The sequence below is a fragment of the Kribbella sp. NPDC104218 genome (assembly GCF_055584105.1).
Window position 1 is genome coordinate 203,997 of sequence record NZ_JBVJMQ010000003.1, and the last position, 17,575, is coordinate 221,571.

Annotated in this window: 13 protein-coding genes; 3 read left to right on the forward strand and 10 right to left on the reverse strand. The window is 71.3% G+C overall.

Features of this window, described 5'->3' with window-relative positions; genetic code table 11:
* The first annotated feature begins 69 nt into the window (after positions 1-69).
* The gene (locus ACZ6ZD_RS25960; protein ID WP_465676463.1) at positions 70-603 is read left to right on the forward strand and encodes an EF-hand domain-containing protein; all 534 of its coding nucleotides are present in this window, start codon (positions 70-72) and stop codon (positions 601-603) included.
* Here the strand turns inward: ACZ6ZD_RS25960 and ACZ6ZD_RS25965 are convergent.
* Complete coding sequence (locus ACZ6ZD_RS25965) at positions 600-1,037, reverse strand: TIGR03618 family F420-dependent PPOX class oxidoreductase (protein ID WP_465676465.1); 438 nt, start codon at positions 1,035-1,037, stop codon at positions 600-602. The two genes, ACZ6ZD_RS25960 and ACZ6ZD_RS25965, sit on opposite strands and share 4 nt — an antisense overlap.
* A gap of 125 nt (positions 1,038-1,162) precedes the next feature.
* On the opposite strand from ACZ6ZD_RS25965, the gene ACZ6ZD_RS25970 reads away from it, so the two are divergent.
* Positions 1,163-2,134 (forward strand): iron-siderophore ABC transporter substrate-binding protein, encoded by a 972-nt coding sequence (locus ACZ6ZD_RS25970; protein ID WP_465676467.1) that lies wholly within the window; start codon positions 1,163-1,165, stop codon positions 2,132-2,134.
* On the opposite strand, the gene ACZ6ZD_RS25975 is transcribed toward ACZ6ZD_RS25970, so the two are convergent.
* The 4 genes from ACZ6ZD_RS25975 to ACZ6ZD_RS25990 form a co-directional block, all read right to left on the reverse strand.
* A complete protein-coding gene (locus ACZ6ZD_RS25975; protein WP_465676469.1) occupies positions 2,131-3,342 on the reverse strand; it encodes an MFS transporter in 1,212 nt (403 codons plus the stop codon). The two genes, ACZ6ZD_RS25970 and ACZ6ZD_RS25975, sit on opposite strands and share 4 nt — an antisense overlap.
* A gap of 78 nt (positions 3,343-3,420) precedes the next feature.
* Positions 3,421-4,020: a hypothetical protein gene (locus tag ACZ6ZD_RS25980; RefSeq protein WP_465676471.1), complete on the reverse strand. Its 600-nt coding sequence runs from the start codon at positions 4,018-4,020 to the stop codon at positions 3,421-3,423.
* 10 nt (positions 4,021-4,030) lie between these two features.
* Positions 4,031-7,126, reverse strand: a complete 3,096-nt coding sequence (locus ACZ6ZD_RS25985) for a BTAD domain-containing putative transcriptional regulator (protein WP_465676473.1) — start codon at positions 7,124-7,126, stop codon at positions 4,031-4,033.
* A 28-nt stretch (positions 7,127-7,154) separates the two neighbouring features.
* Complete coding sequence (locus ACZ6ZD_RS25990) at positions 7,155-7,721, reverse strand: RNA polymerase sigma factor (protein WP_465676475.1); 567 nt, start codon at positions 7,719-7,721, stop codon at positions 7,155-7,157.
* A 22-nt stretch (positions 7,722-7,743) separates the two neighbouring features.
* Here ACZ6ZD_RS25990 and ACZ6ZD_RS25995 point away from each other — a divergent pair, with 22 nt between their 5' ends.
* On the forward strand, positions 7,744-9,087 hold the full coding sequence (locus ACZ6ZD_RS25995; RefSeq protein WP_465676477.1) for a serine/threonine-protein kinase: 1,344 nt from the start codon (positions 7,744-7,746) through the stop codon (positions 9,085-9,087).
* A 5-nt stretch (positions 9,088-9,092) separates the two neighbouring features.
* Here the strand turns inward: ACZ6ZD_RS25995 and ACZ6ZD_RS26000 are convergent, their stop codons facing one another.
* The 5 genes from ACZ6ZD_RS26000 to ACZ6ZD_RS26020 form a co-directional block, all read right to left on the reverse strand.
* A complete protein-coding gene (locus ACZ6ZD_RS26000) occupies positions 9,093-10,256 on the reverse strand; it encodes a hypothetical protein (protein WP_465676479.1) in 1,164 nt (387 codons plus the stop codon).
* An 80-nt stretch (positions 10,257-10,336) separates the two neighbouring features.
* A complete protein-coding gene (locus ACZ6ZD_RS26005; RefSeq protein ID WP_465676481.1) occupies positions 10,337-11,098 on the reverse strand; it encodes an isocitrate lyase/PEP mutase family protein in 762 nt (253 codons plus the stop codon).
* Positions 11,099-11,124: 26 nt separating this feature from the next.
* Positions 11,125-12,693: a DUF4139 domain-containing protein gene (locus tag ACZ6ZD_RS26010; RefSeq protein WP_465676483.1), complete on the reverse strand. Its 1,569-nt coding sequence runs from the start codon at positions 12,691-12,693 to the stop codon at positions 11,125-11,127.
* Between the two features lie 56 nt (positions 12,694-12,749).
* Positions 12,750-16,052 carry a S8 family serine peptidase gene (locus tag ACZ6ZD_RS26015; RefSeq protein ID WP_465676485.1) on the reverse strand — a complete coding sequence of 1,101 codons (3,303 nt, stop codon included), beginning with the start codon at positions 16,050-16,052 and terminating at the stop codon, positions 12,750-12,752.
* Between the two features lie 304 nt (positions 16,053-16,356).
* Complete coding sequence (locus ACZ6ZD_RS26020) at positions 16,357-17,490, reverse strand: chymotrypsin family serine protease (RefSeq protein WP_465676487.1); 1,134 nt, start codon at positions 17,488-17,490, stop codon at positions 16,357-16,359.
* Positions 17,491-17,575: the final 85 nt, after the last annotated feature.

Consider the following 17,575-nt stretch of genomic DNA (forward strand, 5'->3'; position numbering starts at 1 on the left):
ATGACCGGGCGTGTTGGGGGTTTCGCGGCGTATCGTCCGAGGCGGTGACGGGCTGCGGAGGGAGTGCTGGTGGCTACTGATTTTCAGCGCCGGAAGGTTGCCGGGGTGTTCGCGGCGATGGATGCCGATGGCAACGGTTATTTGGAGGAGGGGGACTTCGAGGCGCTGACCGCGCGCTGGGTCGGGTTGCGCGGGTGGGCGGCGGGGAGTCCTGAGTACGAGCGGATGCGCGCGGTGATGATGGGCTGGTGGTCGGCGGTGGCGGCGTTGTCGGGGGCCGAGCGTGCCGATCGGGTCTCGCTGGACGAGCTGATGAACGTGGTCGACCAGCTGCCGGGGATGGACGACGCCGTCTACGCGACCGCGGACGCGATGTTCGACGCGATCGACCAGAACGGCGACGACCGGATCGCGCTCGAGGAGCACAAACAGGTCGTCTACGCGTGGAAGGGGTCCAGCGACGGGATCGAGGACGTGTTCCCGCAGCTCGACCTGAACGGCGACGGGCAGTTGTCGCGGGCGGAGTTCCGCGACCTGTGGGCCGGGTTCTGGCGCGGGGACGATCCCGCCGCGCCGTCGCAGTGGGTTTTCGGGCGCTACTAGGAGCCGTACGTCCGAAGGGGCCGCAAGAGGACGGCGGCCCGGCGGTCGGCAGCCATGACGCGGTCGTACTCCGACCAGTCGTCATGGTTGCCGCCCGCGGCGGTGAAGATCTCCCGCAGCAGTACGCGCAGGCGCTCGGCGCCGATCCCGGCGTACGGGTCGTCGGGGCCGATCAGCTCGGCGTCGCCCTCGGCGGTGACCCAGCGCCAGCCGGAGCGCACGGTCAGGCTGAGCCGGTGCCGCGCCCGCAGGTTGGCCAGCTTCACCTTCCCGTAGGTGACGAAGGCGATCACCGGGTCGCCGTCGATCGGGTGCTCGAGGATGCCGACGTTCACCACCGAGGACTGGATGCTGTGATCGGCCCGGAGGGTCGACGCCACCGCCAGCCCCTGCTCCAGCCGGGCGACATCCTCGAACTCGTTCAGCGTGCTCACAGCGGGCTCCCTGGTCGTGACGAATCGCTACCTCCCCGATCATCCGCGTTCCGCGCGGCGGCCGGAGCGCGTCTCAGCCACCGGGCCGGATCCGGTCCGAAATTAGGGCAGGCTAACCTCAAGGCATGCGCATTCTGCGGCCTCACGGCCTGATCGGTACGGCGGTAGCGGTGGTCCTGCTGGCGGTTGCCGGCTGTTCCGGCGGCGGTTCGGACGACGCCGCCGGCGGCGCCTTCTCCAAGGTGCAGACCAAGTTCGGCGAGATCACCATCCCCGCTGAGCCCAAGCGGGTCGTCGCGCTCGGCTGGGGGGACGCCGAGACCGCGCTGGCGCTCGGCGTCGAGCCGGTCGGCGCGAGTGACTGGCTGGCCTTCGGCGGCGACGGCCTCGGCCCGTGGGCCACCGGCCGCTATCAGCAGGCGCCGAAGAAGATCGGCACGCTGGAGCCGGAGTACGAGCAGATCGCCGCGCTGAAACCCGACCTGATCCTCGACACCAAGTCGAGCGGTGACCAGACCCGGTACGACACGCTCAAGGCGATCGCGACCACGGTCGGCGTCCCGGAAGGCGGCGACTCGTACAAGCTGTCGTGGGAGAAGCAGACCGAGATAGTCGCCGCCGCGCTCGGCCGGGTCGAGCAGGGCCGCAAGCTGATCGCCGAGACCAAGGAGCGGTTCGCCAAGACCGTCGCCGAGAACCCCGGTTTCGCCGGTAAGACGATCACGCTCGGCTCCCGGACCAGCGAGGGGTACGGCGCCTACGTCAACGGCACCGGCCGGGTCGACTTCGTCGAGCGGCTCGGCTTCAAGAACAACCCGAAGGTCCAGGCGCTGGCCACCTCCGGCTTCTCGATCAAGATCTCCCAGGAGAAACTCGACCTGCTGGACGCCGACCTGACCGTGATGGCCCCGATCGGCGTCGACGCGGCCAAGATCACCGGCGACCCGCTCTTCCAGAAGGTCCCCTCGGTCAAGGACGGCCGCGTCGTCGTCTTCACCGACAAGACCCTCAGCAGCGCCTTCGCGACCGACTCGATCCTCTCGATCGGCTACGCCCTCGACAAAGTCGTCCCACTGTTCGCCACCGCACTGCGCTAGTCGAGGTGCCCCCGGGCCGCCGCGACGATCAGCCACGGGACGGCGGCCAGCGTGCCGATCCCGAGCACGATCAGCGCGGGGCGTAGCCCGAGGGTCGCGCCGAGGAAGCCGCCGAACAGCCCGCCGACCGGCCCGGTGCCCCACTCGACCAGCCGGATGACCGCACCGACCCGGCCCAGCAGGGCCGGCTCGACGGTGCGTTGTAGCAGTGTCGCGCGAATGATGATCAGGTAGACGACGCCGAGGCCCAGCAGGAACTGGCCGAGCCCGATGATCGCGATCAACAGCAGGTCCGGCCCGGCGGCGAACGGCGTCAGCAGCCCGCCGCCGAACAGGACGGCGGCGACAACGGCGGGCCCGGCGGTCCCGAACCGGCGGCTGACCGGCGTGGTCAGGACGCCGGCCAGCAGCGGCCCGAGCGAGCCGAGCACGGCGATGGCGCCGATCGCGGCGGGGGACAGGCCGAGCTCGCGGACGGCGTACAGGACGAAGAGGGCGAGCGCGCCCCAGTGGAAGAAGTCCGCGCAGCCTTTGCCGGCGGTGATCGCGACGATGCCGGGCTGCGCGCGGAAGGCCGTGAAGCCGGCCCGGAGCGCGACGCCGAAGTGGTGCTGCTCCCGGACCGGTCGCGGGTCGGGACCGCGGCCGAGCGCTTGCAGGACGGCGGCGACGAAGAACGACGCGGCGTCCACGGCGATCGCGATAGGTGCCGTCAGCAACTGAACGAGCACGCCGCCGAGCCCTGGCCCGGCGACTGCGGTGATCGAGTCGGTCAGAGCCATACTGCTGTTCGCCGCCGTCAGCCGCCGCTGATCAGTGACGAGGACCGGTACGTACGCCGTCTGCGCGAGCCCGTACGCCAGCGCCAGCGAGCCCACTGCGAACGTGACGACGTACAGCTGACCCATCGTCAGCCAGCCGAAGGCGGCCGCGATCGGGACCGTCGCGATCAGCGCGCCCTGCCCGATGTTGGCCCAGATCAACAGCCGCCCGCGGCGGATCCGGTCGACGTACACGCCGAGGAACAGCGCGAGCACCAGACTCGGCAGCGACTCCAGGGCGGTCAGCACGCCCATCTCGGCCGGCCCGGCCGACAGCGCGAGCACCGCGATCAGCGGGATCGCGAGCTCGCTGACCTGCGTCCCGGCGTTCGACAGCAGCTGGGCCGTCCAGAAGAACGCGAACGGCCGGTTCCGCCGTAGCGGCACGTCCACAACCCACCCCCGTCGACCCGGCTGGGAAGAGCATCGCTCTTCCGCGGCCGGGCCGCTACCGAGATTCCGGGGTCAGTCGCAGGTGTCGCAGATCCCGTTGGCGGGGGTCTGCAGGTTGCAGAGCGGGCATTTCTTGATCGGGCGCTCGGCGATGGCGGCCTTGCGGGCCCGGGCGCGGGCGGCGCCGAGCTTCAGCGGGATCATCGCGCTGCCGCCGTCGGCGGGCAGGCCGGCCGCCTCGAAGTAGCGGTGCGCGGCGAGGCGCTCGTGGGAGGCGTGGGCATCGGCGTCGGCCGGGGTGTCACCGGTCGCGGCGCCGACGATCACGGCGTAGCCGTCGAAGACGCTTTCGTCGGGGTTCACGCACAGGGCCGGCAGCATCGGCTCGCCGCGGCGCAGGTTCTCGGCGTAGACCTCGGCGAGGACACCGCCGATCCACAGCCGGGTGGCCTGCCTGGTCTGCAGGCGGGTCAGCTCCTGGACGCCGGCGGCGAGATCCTTCAGCTGCACCAGCGCCTGGTACTTGCGGGCCGCTCCGAGCAGCATCTCGCGGGCCGCGCCGGCCCACTCCAGCCGGGCGGCGGCGACGCCGACATCCGACACCTCGCGCCAGGGGCGGTCTTCGACGTTCTGTACTTCGTGGTCTGATGTGGCGACATCGAGAATAGACACCCGGCAGACCCTAATAGGGCGAGACCCGATCAGCGAAACCGCGTCGTTCCCGATTGTCGCGGAGGCTCTCCGCGGCCGCCCGCGCGAGCAGCCCGAAGCCGCAGCGCGCGGCGATCCGCGCCGCCTGTTCGGCCGCGTCAAGTGCGAGCCCCAGCTCGTCGGCGCGGTGCCGCGCGGCCGCCAGGACGAGCAGCGCCTGCGCTTCGAGATACGGATGGACGCCGGTCGCGATCGCGAGACCGGCGTTGCTCCACTCGACGGCCGCGGCGAAGTCCTGGCGGGTCAGATGGGCCTGCGCGACGGCGCCCGCGGTCTGCGCCTGCGCCTTGCGATCGCGCAATCCGTTCGCGAGTTCATGGGCGCGAAGCGCGAGGGCCAGCGCGGCGTCGCCGTCCCCGAGCTGGCTGCGCAGCCGCGCCTGCTCGTCCAGGGTGGACAGCTCGCCGCGGCGGTCGGCGCGCTCCTGGTAGCCACGCAGTACGTCGTCCAGCAGCTCGGCCGCTTCGTCGACGGCGCCCAGCTGCCGCAGGGCGCTGGCCAGATTGCCGCGGATGGGCAGCAGCGGCTCGATGTCCAGTGCCGCGGTGAACATGTCCGCGGCCTCCTGGAGCTCACCCTGGTAGAGCCGCGACATCCCCAGGCCGTTCAGGATGATGGCCCGCACGTGGTCCTGGTCCTCGACCAGCTCCAGCGCGCGGCGCATCCACAGCTCCGCATCCGGCAGGACGCCGCGTTCGAGCTGGAACCAGCCGAGCTGATGGGCGACGTACGACGCGGCCGCCATCCAACCGACTGCGACGGCGAGCGCGTGGGCGGCGAGGCAGTCGGCGAGGGCCTCGCTGTCCCGGCCCGCCTCCGCGAGGGCCTGCCCGCGGTTGATCAGCATCGCGACCTGGACGGTGTGATCGTCCGTCGCGGCGGCCCCGGCCTGCGCTGCCGCGAGCCAGCCGTCGGCATGCCGATTCAGTAGGAAGTAGCCGCGGAGCTGATCGACGATCCGCCAGGACAGCTCCGGAGTCTCGTGGACGACGGCCAGGAGCGCGGGCAACTCGGCGTCGAGCCAGGCCAGCGCCGCAGTGTCGGTGCTGAAGAATCGCTCGGGCTCGGGGTGGCTGCTGAGCCGGACGACGCGTGGGTACGCCTGACTGATCGCGGCCGTGACCGCTTCGGCGTACCAGGTGTGCAGCTTGGCCCGCGCGTCCGGGGCCTCGGCGTCCGCGGCGCACAGGCGGCCGGCGTAGAGGCCGAGCAGGTCGTGGAAGCGGTAGCGGTCCTTGGTGAGCTGCATGAGCATGTTCGCCTCGAGGAGGTCCTCCAGGATGTGCTCCGCATCGGCGGTCGGCGTCCCGAGCAGGATCGCTGTGCTGTCGGCGCTGAAGTCGTCGCCGGGGTGCAGGCTGCAGAGCCGGAAGGCTCGCTGCGCTGCCGCGCCGAGGTCGCTGTAGCCGAGTTCCAAACTGGTCAGGACGCCGGAGTCGCCGACGCTCAGCTCGCTCAACCGGCGGTTGTGGTCGGCCAGCCGCCGGGTCAGGTCCGCGACGGACCACTCGCGGCGGGTGGCGAGCCGGGAACCGGCGATCCGCAGCGCCAGCGGCAGCCGGGCACAGGCCTCGGCGAGCGCGCCGACGCCGTCCTGGTCGGGGCCGATCCGGGCGGTGGAGCTGATCAGCCGGATCGCGTCGTCGCGGGGGAGCGGTTCGAGATCGATGACCGCGACGGCGTCCAGCTCGGGGAGGCGCCGGCGGCTGGTGACGATCACGTCGCTGGGGCCGGCACCGGGCAGCAACGACCGGACCTGCCGCGCGTCGCGGGCATTGTCGAGGACCATCAGCATGCGCCGGTTCGCCAGCTCGCTGCGCAGGACGGCGGCCAGCTCACCCTCGTCGCTGCCGATGCGGCGGCTCGGTACGCCGAGCGCGCGCAGGAACCGGCCGAGCACCTGGAGCGGCGCGGTCGCCGAGTCGTTGCCGCGCAGGTCGGCGTACAACTGGCCGTCCGGGTACGCGGCGCGCAACCGGTGCGCCGCCGTCAGGGCGAGCGCGGTCTTGCCGACGCCGGCGATGCCGTTGATCAGCACGACCCGCGACGAGATGGCGGCCTGGTCGCCGAGGGCCGCCTGGATCTGGGTCAGCTCGCTCGCGCGGCCGACGAAGTCCGGTGGAGCGGACGGCGTCTGCTGGACGGCCGGGGGCTCCGGCCGCAGCACGGCGAGGTGCGCGGCGCGGAGCTGCTCGCCGGGATCGACGCCGAGCTCACGGACGAGCGCGGTCCGGATCCGGTCGTAGGCCGTCAGCGCCTCGGCCTGCCGGTCGGCGGCCGCGAGCGTACGGATCAGCTCGACGTGCAGCGGCTCGTCCAGCTCGTGCCGCGCGGCGAGCTCGCGCAGCTGGTGCAGCGCCGCTTCGGGATCGCCCGCCGCCCGCGACACCACCGCGCCGGCCCGGACCGCATCGGCGTACTCCTGCGCGAGACCTCGATAGCGCGGGTCGTTGGTCAAGGCCTCGACATCGGTCTCGCCACGCCACAACCCGGCCGCCGCCCCCGGCTCGCCGCCGGCGATCAGCTCCCGAAACCGCAGCAAATCAAGGGACTCCGGCGTCGCCTCCAGCCGATAGCCGGCGCGGTCCCCGACGATCACCGGCCCCGGCGGCTCGAGCGTACGCCGAAGCCGCGCGACCCGCGTCTGCAGCAACTCGGCCGCATTCGCCGGGACGGCGTCCGTCCACAGCAGCTCGATCAGCTCGTCGGAGCCGACCGGACTCCCCGCACTCAGCGCCAGCCTCGCCAGCAGCGCACGCTGCTGATCCGACTCCACCCGCACCCGCGCCGTCCCACGCCAGACCTCCAGCGGCCCCAGGATCCCGACCCGCACCGGACCATCCGTCGCTTCCTGCGCACTCACCGACCGTCCAGCAACGCGCAGAACCGCAGCATCCACCCCGAGCGCCGTCGCCAGCAGCTCAACAGACTCCGCCTTAGGGCTCCTGGTCCGGCCCTGCTCCAGGTCCCGAATCGCCGCCGCGCTCAGCCCGGTCCGCAGCGCGAGCTCGCGCTGCGTCAGGCCGGCCCGCCCTCGGAGCGTCCGCAGCAGCTCCCCGAAGCGCATCCCCGAACCCTACCGGGAGCAGGTGCAGTTATCGCGGAATCAGCTGGTCCTTGAGGACGGCGCGGGCTCGGTTGATGCGGGACTTGACGGTGCCGACGGGGATGCCGACCTGGTCGGCGATCTCGTCGTAACTGAGCTCGTAGATGTCGCGGAGTACTACTGCGGTGACGGTTTCGGGTAGTTCGGCTTCCAGGTGTTCCAGGGCGTCGAGGAGGTCCAGGCGGGTGCCGGCGACGACGCTGGTGGTGCGCGGATCGGGCCGGTCGTGGCGGGCCGGCTGGTCGGCGTCGGCCCAGGTGTCGGGGCGCTCGGCGGCGCGGCGTTTGAGGCGGCGGTAGGTCTCGCGGGCGGCGTTCGAGGCGACGGCGTGGACCCAGGTGCTGAAGCGGCTGCGACCGGCGAAGGTCCCGAGTTTGGTGGCGATGGCCAGCAGCGCCTCCTGGCAGGCGTCCTCGGCGTCGGCGCGATGCGGCAGCACCCGCTGGCAGATCCGCAGGACCTGCGGCTGGATCTGCCGGATCAGCTCGTCGAGCAGCGCCGGGTCCCGCGCTGCGCGGCGAGCCAGGTCGTCGAGCACGTCGGCGTCGTTCGGCATGGCGTTGAGGATAATGACCTCCATGGTTCAGCCCTCTCATTTCGGCCGCTACGCCGTGATCCGGCGCTTGGGCAGTGGTGGTTTCGCTGCGGTCTGGCTGGTTCGGGACGAGGAGCTGGACGCCGAGGTCGCGGTGAAGGTCCTGGCCGAGCACTGGGTCGACGACCTGGACGTCCGGCGGCGGTTCGTCGAGGAGGGCCGCTTCCTGCGCAAGGTCGAGTCGCCGCACGTCGTCGGCGTCCACGACATCGGCGCGACCGACGACGACCGTCCGTTCCTGGTGCTCACCTACGCCGACCGCGGGACGCTCGCCGACCGGATCAAGGCCGGTCCGCTCCCGCTGGCCGACACCCTCGACGTGATCGACCACGTCAGTGCCGGTCTCCAGGAGCTGCACGATCGCGGCGTCCTGCATCGCGATGTGAAACCGGAGAACGTGCTCTTCCGCAGTACGCCGACCGGCGAGCGCGCCATGCTCGGCGACCTCGGCCTGGGCAAGTCGCTCGACGCGGTGTCCCGGGTGACGATGCCGGGCGGCACCCCGGCGTACGTCGCTCCCGAGCAGGTCCGCGGCGACGTCCTCGACCCGCGCGCCGACCTGTACGCGCTGGCCGCGGTCACCTATGCCGCCCTGGCCGGGAAGCCGCCGTACGGCGCGACGACCCTGGCCGCCGTCCTGGCTGTCGACGGACCGCCGCCTGCGCTGCGCAACGTCTCGCCCGCGGTGGACGCCGTCGTCCGCCGCGGCCTGAGCAAGGACCGCGACCAGCGGTGGCCCGACGTCCGCGCGTACGCCGAAGCCCTGCGTGCTGCTGCGGAGGCGCCCACCCGGCGGCGCCGGATCAACCCCTGGGTCGCAGCCAGCGTCGCGGCCGCTGTGCTTGGTACCGCAGGCGGCTACCTGGGCTGGCAGTACGGCGTCCAGCGCCAGTGGGTCCGCGTCGTTGACCAGCAACAGGTCCTCTCGGTCGAGCTACCTCGCGACTGGGCCGGCAGTCGATCCGGCACCGGCTGGAGGCCGGTCGGCGCTACCGCATCGCTCCCAGGCCTGCTGGTCAGTAGCGACAACAACACCTGGAGCCAGCCCGCCGCGAAGGTCTCCGGTGTCTTCGCGGGCGTACTGCCGCCAGGTGAGCTGCCGTCGTCAGCCACGCTCCCAACGCCTGCTGGTTGCACAGCGGTGCCGGAACGCGCCGACAAGCCCGGCATCGCGACTGCGACCTACATCAACTGTCCAGCCGGCATGACGACGGTCGAGCACGTCAAGCAGCTGAACGGCGCCCTGGTTCGCATCCAGGTCCGGGCCGAGGACGCCGCCCAAGCTGAGCAGGTCCTCGACTCGATCACCTACACGCCAAAGAAATAAGGCGATCATCGGCCGAGCTGGTACGGCCGGTTGTCGTCGTTACCAGTGCCCTTCTTCAAGGGGACGGCCAGCTCGCAGTCGCCCGTCGCCGGGGTGCAGCGGGCGATCGCGGTCTGACCGTTCTGCTCGGCCAGAACGAGGATGTGGTCGGCGTCCTCGACCGTGGTCGAGATGATCGCGACCTTGGAGCCACCGGACCACTCGCGAACGGCCTTACCGGTCTTCAGATCCAGGGCGGCGAAAAGACCGTCGCCGTACCCGTCGCGGTAGGCGGGGCCGCCGAGGGCGAAAGTGCTCTTGGCGGGCAGCTCGTCGACGGCGTACGTGCAGGTCTGCCAGCGCTTCTTGGCCGCGGCCAGCTCGACCAGGGCGGTGCAGCTGCCGTCGTCCGCCACCGAGACGACCGATGCGGCGAGCTGCAGATCCGACGAGACCGCGGACGGCGCGGGCGCGGCCGGGACCGGGATGGCCTTGTCGTCACCCGCGGTCCAGCGGTAGAGGGTCTGCTTGGAGGTCTTCGACAGCGCGCTGAAGTAGACCTCGCTGCCCTGGACCGCATGCACGATGGGCCCGTGCTCCCCGGTGCGGTCGACGGAGTAGACCTCGCCGGTGCCGTTGTCGCGCCAGTTCAGCGTGAAGCGCGAGAGCTCGGCGCCGGAGGCGGTGGTCGGCTGGACGGCGTACGCGCTCGCTGACCGGTCGGCCGAGGACAGGACGGTGTTGACGTCCTTGATGGTTTCGCCGCGGGCGCCGGCGGTCCAGACGGTCAGGACGCCGTTGCCGTCCTTGGGGCTGTGGTGCACGAGCGCGTCGCCGGCACCCGCGCGGACGACGTTCCAGACCAGCCCGTCACTGGCTGGGAGGCTGAACTCGGTCTGGCCGACGTGGACCGTGCGGCCGTCGACGTACGCCGTGTTCGGCACCGCACCCTGCTTGAGCTGAGTGAGATCGAGGGTGCGCTTGATCGGCGCGGACGGCGTGCCGGACGGCGTCGTCGACGGCGTGGTCGTCGGTTTGGCACTGGTGACGGTGTCGATCGGCCGCGCGCCGCCGCCGTCGGACGCGGCGGCGAGCGTCGGCGTCTGCTGGGCGGCGACGAGCGCGCCCGCCGCCACGGCGGCCAGGGAAACCCCCGTCACCAGGCCGGCCAGCTTGATGCTCCGATTCATGATGCCCTCCGAAAATCGTCCTCAGTGTGTCGTACTGGAGGGCTCTGATGACGGGAGGACACGATCGGTTCACGGCACTTTCAGCGCCAGGATTCGACCAGCCCGGTGAGGCTGTCGGTCAAGGCCATCTGGAGCAGCGGCCCGAAGGTGATCCGCTGGACGCCGGCCGCCTTCAGCTCGTCGAACGAACCGGACGCCGCGCCCTTGACCGGGTGCGCGGTGACGTTGACCGGGCCGTTCAGCTCGGCCAGGACGGTCCGCAGCGCATCGGCGTCCGGGAGCAGGACCGGGTAGACGCAGCGGGCGCCGACGGCCTCGCAGGCCTGGAGGCGCCGGATGACCTCGGCCAGCGGGTCGTCGAACTTCTGCAGCTTGCCGAACAGCACGTCCGTCCGGGCGTTGATCACCAGCTCGACGCCGGCCTGGTCGGCCGCGGCCCGCAGCGCGCCGATGTAGTCCGCGTGCTCCTGCACCTCCCGCAGCCGGCCCTCGCTGTGCACGGTGTCCTCGACGTTGATCCCCACGGCGCCCGCCTCCAGGACCCGCTCGACCAGCTCGGCCGGAGCCGTCCCGTAGCCGGACTCGACGTCCGCGGTGACCGGTACGTCGACTGCCGCAGCGATCCGGCGGACCCCGTCCAGAGCGTCGTCCAGCGTCATCCCCTCGTTGTCCTCCTGGCCGCGGGAGGTGGCGAGCGGGTGGCTGCCGATGCTCAGCGCCGGGAACCCGGCCGCAGCGACCGTCTGTGCCGACCAGGCGTCCCAGACGGTCGGCAGGACGAGCGTTTCACCCGTGTGGTGGAGTCGGAGCAGTTCGCTGGCTTTCGTGGCGAGATCGGTCATGGTCCGAGTATGGACCGGCCGGCGCCCTACTCGCGCCAGCCGGTCAGCTGGACGGACTTGCTGCTGTCGACCCGGAACCCGAGGGTGAGGGTGGTCCGCTCGCCCGCGGGCAGGTCGAGTTTCCAGGTGACGACGCCGAGCTCGGTGGTCTCGGCCGGCTCCGGGGACGTGGTGATCGGCTTGACGGTGATGTCGTGGTCGATGGACAGCGGCAGCTGGTCGAGGACGGTGATCCGGGCCGCCCGCGGGCTGTGGTTCTCGACCGTGGTGGTGTACTCGACCTCGCGGCGGCGCGTCGATCCGAGCGTCGCCTTGGACGCCGTCCGCCGGACCAGCTTGCGCTCGACGCGGATCCGGTCGTCGAGACCGAGGGCCAGCTCGATCTCCTCACCTGACGCCCACTGCGGCAGCTCCGTCGAACCGACGAACTCGGCCTCGTGGAAGACGGCTGCCTTCCCAGGGGGCAGGGCGTGGGCGCTCGAGTTCACCACGGTCGCCCGGAGGTGGACGTCGGCCGATTCGACCGGCGCGGTGACGTAGTCCAGCTCGGACTCCAGCTCGACGGAGGCGATCGTCGCGCGGTGGGCGGCGCCGTCGGCCGGGACGGCGACCGGTCGCGGCGGGGTGTACGTGGCGGCAGTGGCGCCCTGCTCGACGATCGCTTCGGACTCGGCGAAGGCGAGCCGGGCGGAGGGCTGCGGCACGGCGCCGTAGTCCATCTCTCCCATCGAGTACATCGCCCCGGTGGCCGACACCGGCAGATGCGCCGCGATCGGCATCGGCGGACGGACCCGGTCCAGGTACCACGGCTCGAGCTCCGGCACCTTCGCGCTGATCGTCGGCCGCGCGGTCGACAGGCTCAGCTCGCACTCCGGCCAGTCCTCGCCGGTGGTCTGCGTGATCAGCCCGAACCAGCTCAGCGTCAGCCGATCACCCGACAGCCGGATGTCGTACGAGCTCGACCACCCCGCCGACTCGACGACGTACGACAGCTCGATCTCCACCTCGGCCTCGGATTCGAGCGCCAGCGCGACCGCGACCGAACGGCGATCCGGCGTCCGCTGCTCGGAGATCGCGGCCAGCCGGCGCTCCGCGGCCGCGAGCCGCTCCTCGGCCTCCTGCTGCTGTCGCGCCAGCTCCCGGCGCTTCGACCGGACGGCGGTCAGCCGGACGGCGAGCGACTCGGTGAACTCACTGAGGTCGGCGCCGGTCTCACCGGTCGCGAGCGTGCGCGCGAAGCTGCCACCGGCCCGGCGTCCGAGCTGGGCCAGGAAGGCGCTGAGCTGATCCTGGACGCCGGCCGCGTCGGCGAGCTCGCCGACCTCCTCCTGCGCGGCATGGCGCTGCCGCTCCAGCTCCATGACGGTCTCGTCGGGCGCCTGCGGGTTGTGCCGCATGACGACGTCCACGCCGAGGACGGTCGCCGGGCCGCGACCGGCGACCCGGACCGATTCCTCCTCCAGAGCGAGGGGGAGTGCGTCGACGTAGACGGTTTGATCCCCGGCGGGCAGGGTGATTCGGCCGCGGCGCGTCACGCGGGCCCGGTCGGGATAGACGACGACGGCCACGATCGGGGCATCCAGCATTTCGGTCATGCCCGAACAGTAGTCCGGGCCGGATCCGATGGACCCGGCCCGGAGCTGTCATTGCACTAGTTGACAGTGATCTTGTCGACCTCGATCGTGAGGCCCTTCACGAGCGGCGTCGAGGTTCCGGTCGTGACCGAGCCGGTTCCCTTCTGCACGCCCTTGACGTTCATCGAGTACGTCATCGAGCCACCGGGCGCGCCCGGCGTACTCGCGACGCGGTAGTCCTGCGTCGGGGGGCCGCTGATCTGGCTGCCGGCCGTGCCCTCGAAGTTCTCCGCGCCGACGGTCAGCCCGTACGCCGGACCGGGATCACCCGGCAGGTTGCCCGGGTCGTAGGCGTAGGTGATGTCCTCGGTGCCGTTGACGCCGATCCACTGCTGGAACACCTTCTGGCTGGTCGTGCCGAACAGGTTGACCCGCCATTCGAGGACGAGCCAGGTGTCCACCCCGTCGGTCAGAGTCGCCGCGTAGACACCCGGCGCGCCCGTCCCGTCGAGGTCGGTCCAGTACGGCGCGAGCACGTTGTTCGGCCGGGTCGGATCGGGCAGGGTCTGCGGGGTGAAGTTGACGTCGTCCGAGCCGGTGCTGCCGCCCGCGATCGAGTAGCCGTTGGAGACCACGCCGATCTGCGAGTAGGTCTGGCCGGCGAACACGAACGGCGGCACGTTGAAGTTGATCGCCTGCTCGTCGCCGATCGGCGCCGGTGCGATGCCGAAGGCGTCGAGCGGGATGTAGCCGGACAGCGATCCCGGTGCGATCACCGGCTTGTCCGGCTGGCGGGCCGCCAGGGTCGCGGTCTTGGTCGCGATCTGGGTGCCGACCTTGGTCGCGCCCGTCACGCTGTTCAGGCGCAGCTGCGAGCTCAGCGTGCTGAGCGCGGTGACCTCGGCCGCCTGCAGGCTGTTGTTCTGCACGGTCACCGTGCAGGTCGACTGGCCGGTGTTGCGGGCGATCGTGCTCGGGACGCAGTTCTGGTCGATCGGGACGACGCCTTCCTGCCGGTAGAACGCGACCGGCAGATGCAGTGCCCGGTTACCGCCGACCTGCTTGAGGTTGACCTGGCCGAAGTACTGCCCGTCCGGCAGCTCGGCCGCGGTGATCACGACCGTCAGCTTCTGCGACTTGCCCGGCGCCACCTCGAAGATCGGCGGCAGGACGGTGATGTTCGCGCCGTTCACCGTCGTCCCGGTCGCGGTGAAGCGGAGCTTCGAGCTGGTGACGTTCTTGACGACCCGCTCGGCGGTGATCACGCCGGGCATGGTCGGCGCGTTGACCGACGGCAGGTTCAGGTCGATCCGGTTCAGCGCGTCGGTGGCCGAGGCCGCGTAGTTCGCGGCGGTCTCGTCCAGCGTCAGGCCGGGGTCGCCGGCCTTGGTCAGGTCGATCCGCCCGCCGCCGGTGTCGAACGGGTCGGCCGGGGTGACCTTGTCGGACTTGCGCACGTTCGTCTTGGCGGTCGTCTCCAGCGCCGACTTGACCTGGCCCGGCGTCCACGACGGGTGCAGGGCGAAGAGCAGCGCGGCGGCGCCGGCGACGTGCGGCGACGACATCGACGTCCCGGCGATCACCTGGTAGAGGTTTCCGGGCGGGCCGCCCGCCGGGCCCTCCAGCGTCGGGGTCTGACCGGCGAGGATGTGCAGGCCGGGCGCCGTGACGTCCGGCTTCAGGAAGTCGCCGCCGGGGCCGCGCGACGAGAAGTTGGTGATCACGTCGCCTTGCCAGGTGGCCTTGGTGCCCTGGGTCATCTTGGCCGTGGCGTTCGGGTGCGCGGCGAGGAACGCGAGCAGCGCGTCGGCGTCCGGCTTCTCCAGCTGCGCGGCCGGCAGCCAGTGGTTGTCGGTGAAGACGTCGGACGGGAAGGTCGTGTTGTACATCAGCATGCCGACCGCGCCGCCCTGCTTGACGTTGAACCCCTTCATCACGCGGCCCGGGGTGAACTGACAGGCGACGATCTTGCCGGTGAAGACGCCCGCGGGCGCCGGGGTGTTACAGGTCGCGTCGGTGTACCCGGCGGTGGTGCCGGCCTTCACGACGGGCGTCGGCGTACTGATCCCGCCGGTGACCGAAGCGCCGGAGACGGTGGCGGTCGCGCCGCCGCTGCCGGCCAGCGTGATGGTCGAGCGGAAGGTGCGGCTCTGGGTGGACGCCGCGACCGTGGTGACCCACGGGCTGCGGTGGTCGGTGGTGTTCGCGCCCGGCCCGGAGTTACCGGCCGAGGCGGCCACGAACACGCCCGCGGCGTACGCGTCCAGGAACGCGAGCTCGACCGGGTCGCTGTACGGGTCGCTGCCGCCGGAGATCGAGAAGTTGATCACCCGGACGCCGTCCAGGATCGCGCGGGCGACGGCCTGCGCGGAGTCGGACGGGAAGCAGCCCTGGGCGCCGCAGACCTTGTAGACCGAGACGGCCGCGGCCGGGGCGATACCGCGGATCGGGCCGCGGTTGATGCCGAGCGGGTTCGCGTTCGCGACCGGGCCGCCGGCCGAGGTGGTCGACGTGTGCGTGCCGTGGCCGTTGGAGTCGCGGGCCGAGTCGGGGTAGACGTCGCCGCCGATGACCGCGTTGTAGGTGTCCAGGAACGGCCGGCCGCCGATCAGCTTGCGGTTGCAGACGTACGGGTCGCTGGCCGGGGTCAGCGGGTTGTCGCCGAAGTTGCAGACCCGGGGCGTGCCGTCCGCGGTCGGCGGCGGTGCGGGCAGTGTGCCGGGGTCGGCGTACGACGGGTGCTCGGGCCACGAGCCGCTGTCCAGGATGCCGACGATGACGCCCTTACCGGCCGACGACGAGCCGCCCAGCTTGTTGTAGATCGTCGGGGCGCCGATGAAGTCGCCGCTGGAATCGGTCAGCAGCTTCTGCGGGTCGTCCTGCTGGACGGCCGCGACGCCGGGGAGCTTGAGCAGCTCGCGCGCCTGGTTACCGGGCACGCTGAGCGCGATACCGCCGTACACCGTGCGCAGCTTCTGACCGGCTCGCGCGCTGGGCAGCTTGGACTGCAGCGCCGCGAGGAAGTCGTTCTCGACGCCGGCCACGTGGTTCAGGTACTTGGCGGCGTTGGCGCCCTTCGGGTCCAGACGCTTGCCGGTGACCGCCGGGCTGGTGCCGGGCAGGCCCTTCAGGCCGCCGCGGTAGGCCGCGAGCGAGTCGTAGTCGAGTTTGACGACGACCCGGACCTGCTTGGCCGACGTGTTGGCGAGCAGCGCCGGATCGCTCTTGGCGAGCTGCCCGGTCGGCGACTTCGCGCCGTTGACCGTGCTGGCGATCTGCAACGGCGTCGCCGTCCAGTTCCGGCCCCCTGGTACTGGGTCGGCGGCGATCGCGCCGGTCGGCGACAACGTGGTCGCGACGAGAACAGCGGCGGCTGTCACGGCCGTGGCGGTGCGTATCTTCGTTCGTCGATGGAGCGGTGACCTCATGCGGTGGCCTCCCGTGAAGGCAGAAGACGCCGTCACCACAGGGAAAACCGGGCCTCACCCTCAGCGTCGCCCCCCAGGCCGCCGCCGCGGACTCCTGTTTCCCGAGACCGAGCCCCCCTCGGATACGGCGTACCGACCGGCACCCCCACGGCGCCGATCTGGGCCTGAGGCTAGTACCGAATTCTGATCCCGGCCAGACCTCGCCGCCCTGGTTGCCTGAGGCATACGTTCGCTTCAGGCAACCAGGGGAAGAGATTTACGGGATCGCGACGCCGAAATCGCGGTTCGCGGTGGCGAAGTCCTGGAAGCCGATCCGGGGACCGGCGCTGCGGGTGACGGTGCCGTTGGCGATCAGGCCGGCCGAGCCGCGGGAGTAGACCGGGCCGCCGGAGTCGCCGCCGCGGGCGGACTGCTGGCCGTTCATCTGCTCACCTTCGACGAGATCCTCGCGGTCGTTGTAGAAGAAGAGCACCTTGATGTTGCAGACCGGGCCGCCGACGGCGGCCGCGCTGGTGATCCCGCTCTGGCACAGGTACTGGCCGACGTAGACATGACCCCAGTACGGGACGTTCTCGACCAGGCCGCTGTTGCCGTCGCCGACGTACAGCTGGAAGTCGACGGCGTTGGTCGGGATCAGCGCGATGTCGTGATCCTGGTGCCGGGCGCCCATGTGGCCGATGTATTCGCCGGTTCCGTCGGCGAACTGCTGACCGGACTGGCCGCAGTGGGCGGCGGTCAGGATGTACGGGCGGCCCTGGCCGTCCTTGACGCCGAAGCCGGTGGTGCAGATGGCGCCGGCCGACTGGTTCCACAACCGGGCGCCGCCGATCCAGGGCGACCAGTCGTCACCACGCGACGTCGGCTCGAGCGGCTCCTCGGCGACGACCCGGATCGGTACGCCGGTACGTCGTTCCAGCGTTTGATCGAGGGCCGCGGCGGCCCGATGGTTCGGCCGGACGCCGAGGACGAGGCCGCTGCCGTCGCCGGGGTTCTTGATCGCGTCGATCCCGTGCCCGGGGTTCTGGCGCTGGTAGGCCTCGATGGCCCGGGCGGCGGCGTCCAGCTCGGCCTTGGAGTGGACGGCGTTCGCGATCCGGACCGGGCCGGTGACGGCTCGCACGACCTGGGCCGGGGGAGTGCCCTTCCACCACAGGACGACGGCGTCGTCGGTGAGTGTGATGCCCGCATAGCCTTGCAGGCTTGGCGATTGGGCCACTTTGGCGAGGCGATCAGCGGCCTCGACCAACGGCCGCTGGGCCAGCATCTGCTGGTCGGCGGCGGTGAGCTGGACGGCGGGGGTCCGCGGCGCGGGTTCGGAGGCCACGGACGGGATGGCGGTGCAGGTGGCGATCAGGGCGACAGCCGTGACGATGACAGGTGTTCTGCGCATGAGCGAGTCCTCACACTGGGGGCGGTTTGCGCCCACTGTGAGCATTCGGCTACGGATCGTCAATACATCGTTGTCAATCGCCTAG

Coding starts and splice junctions, on each gene's coding strand:
- ACZ6ZD_RS25970 (WP_465676467.1), top strand. CDS start 1,163: ATGCGCATTCTGCGGCCTCACGGCCTGATCGGTACGGCGGTAGCGGTG.
- ACZ6ZD_RS25985 (WP_465676473.1), bottom strand. CDS start 7,126: ATGCGCTTCGGGGAGCTGCTGCGGACGCTCCGAGGGCGGGCCGGCCTG.
- ACZ6ZD_RS25990 (WP_465676475.1), bottom strand. CDS start 7,721: ATGCCGAACGACGCCGACGTGCTCGACGACCTGGCTCGCCGCGCAGCG.
- ACZ6ZD_RS25995 (WP_465676477.1), top strand. CDS start 7,744: ATGGTTCAGCCCTCTCATTTCGGCCGCTACGCCGTGATCCGGCGCTTG.
- ACZ6ZD_RS26000 (WP_465676479.1), bottom strand. CDS start 10,256: ATGAATCGGAGCATCAAGCTGGCCGGCCTGGTGACGGGGGTTTCCCTG.
- ACZ6ZD_RS26005 (WP_465676481.1), bottom strand. CDS start 11,098: ATGACCGATCTCGCCACGAAAGCCAGCGAACTGCTCCGACTCCACCAC.
- ACZ6ZD_RS26010 (WP_465676483.1), bottom strand. CDS start 12,693: ATGACCGAAATGCTGGATGCCCCGATCGTGGCCGTCGTCGTCTATCCC.
- ACZ6ZD_RS26020 (WP_465676487.1), bottom strand. CDS start 17,490: ATGCGCAGAACACCTGTCATCGTCACGGCTGTCGCCCTGATCGCCACC.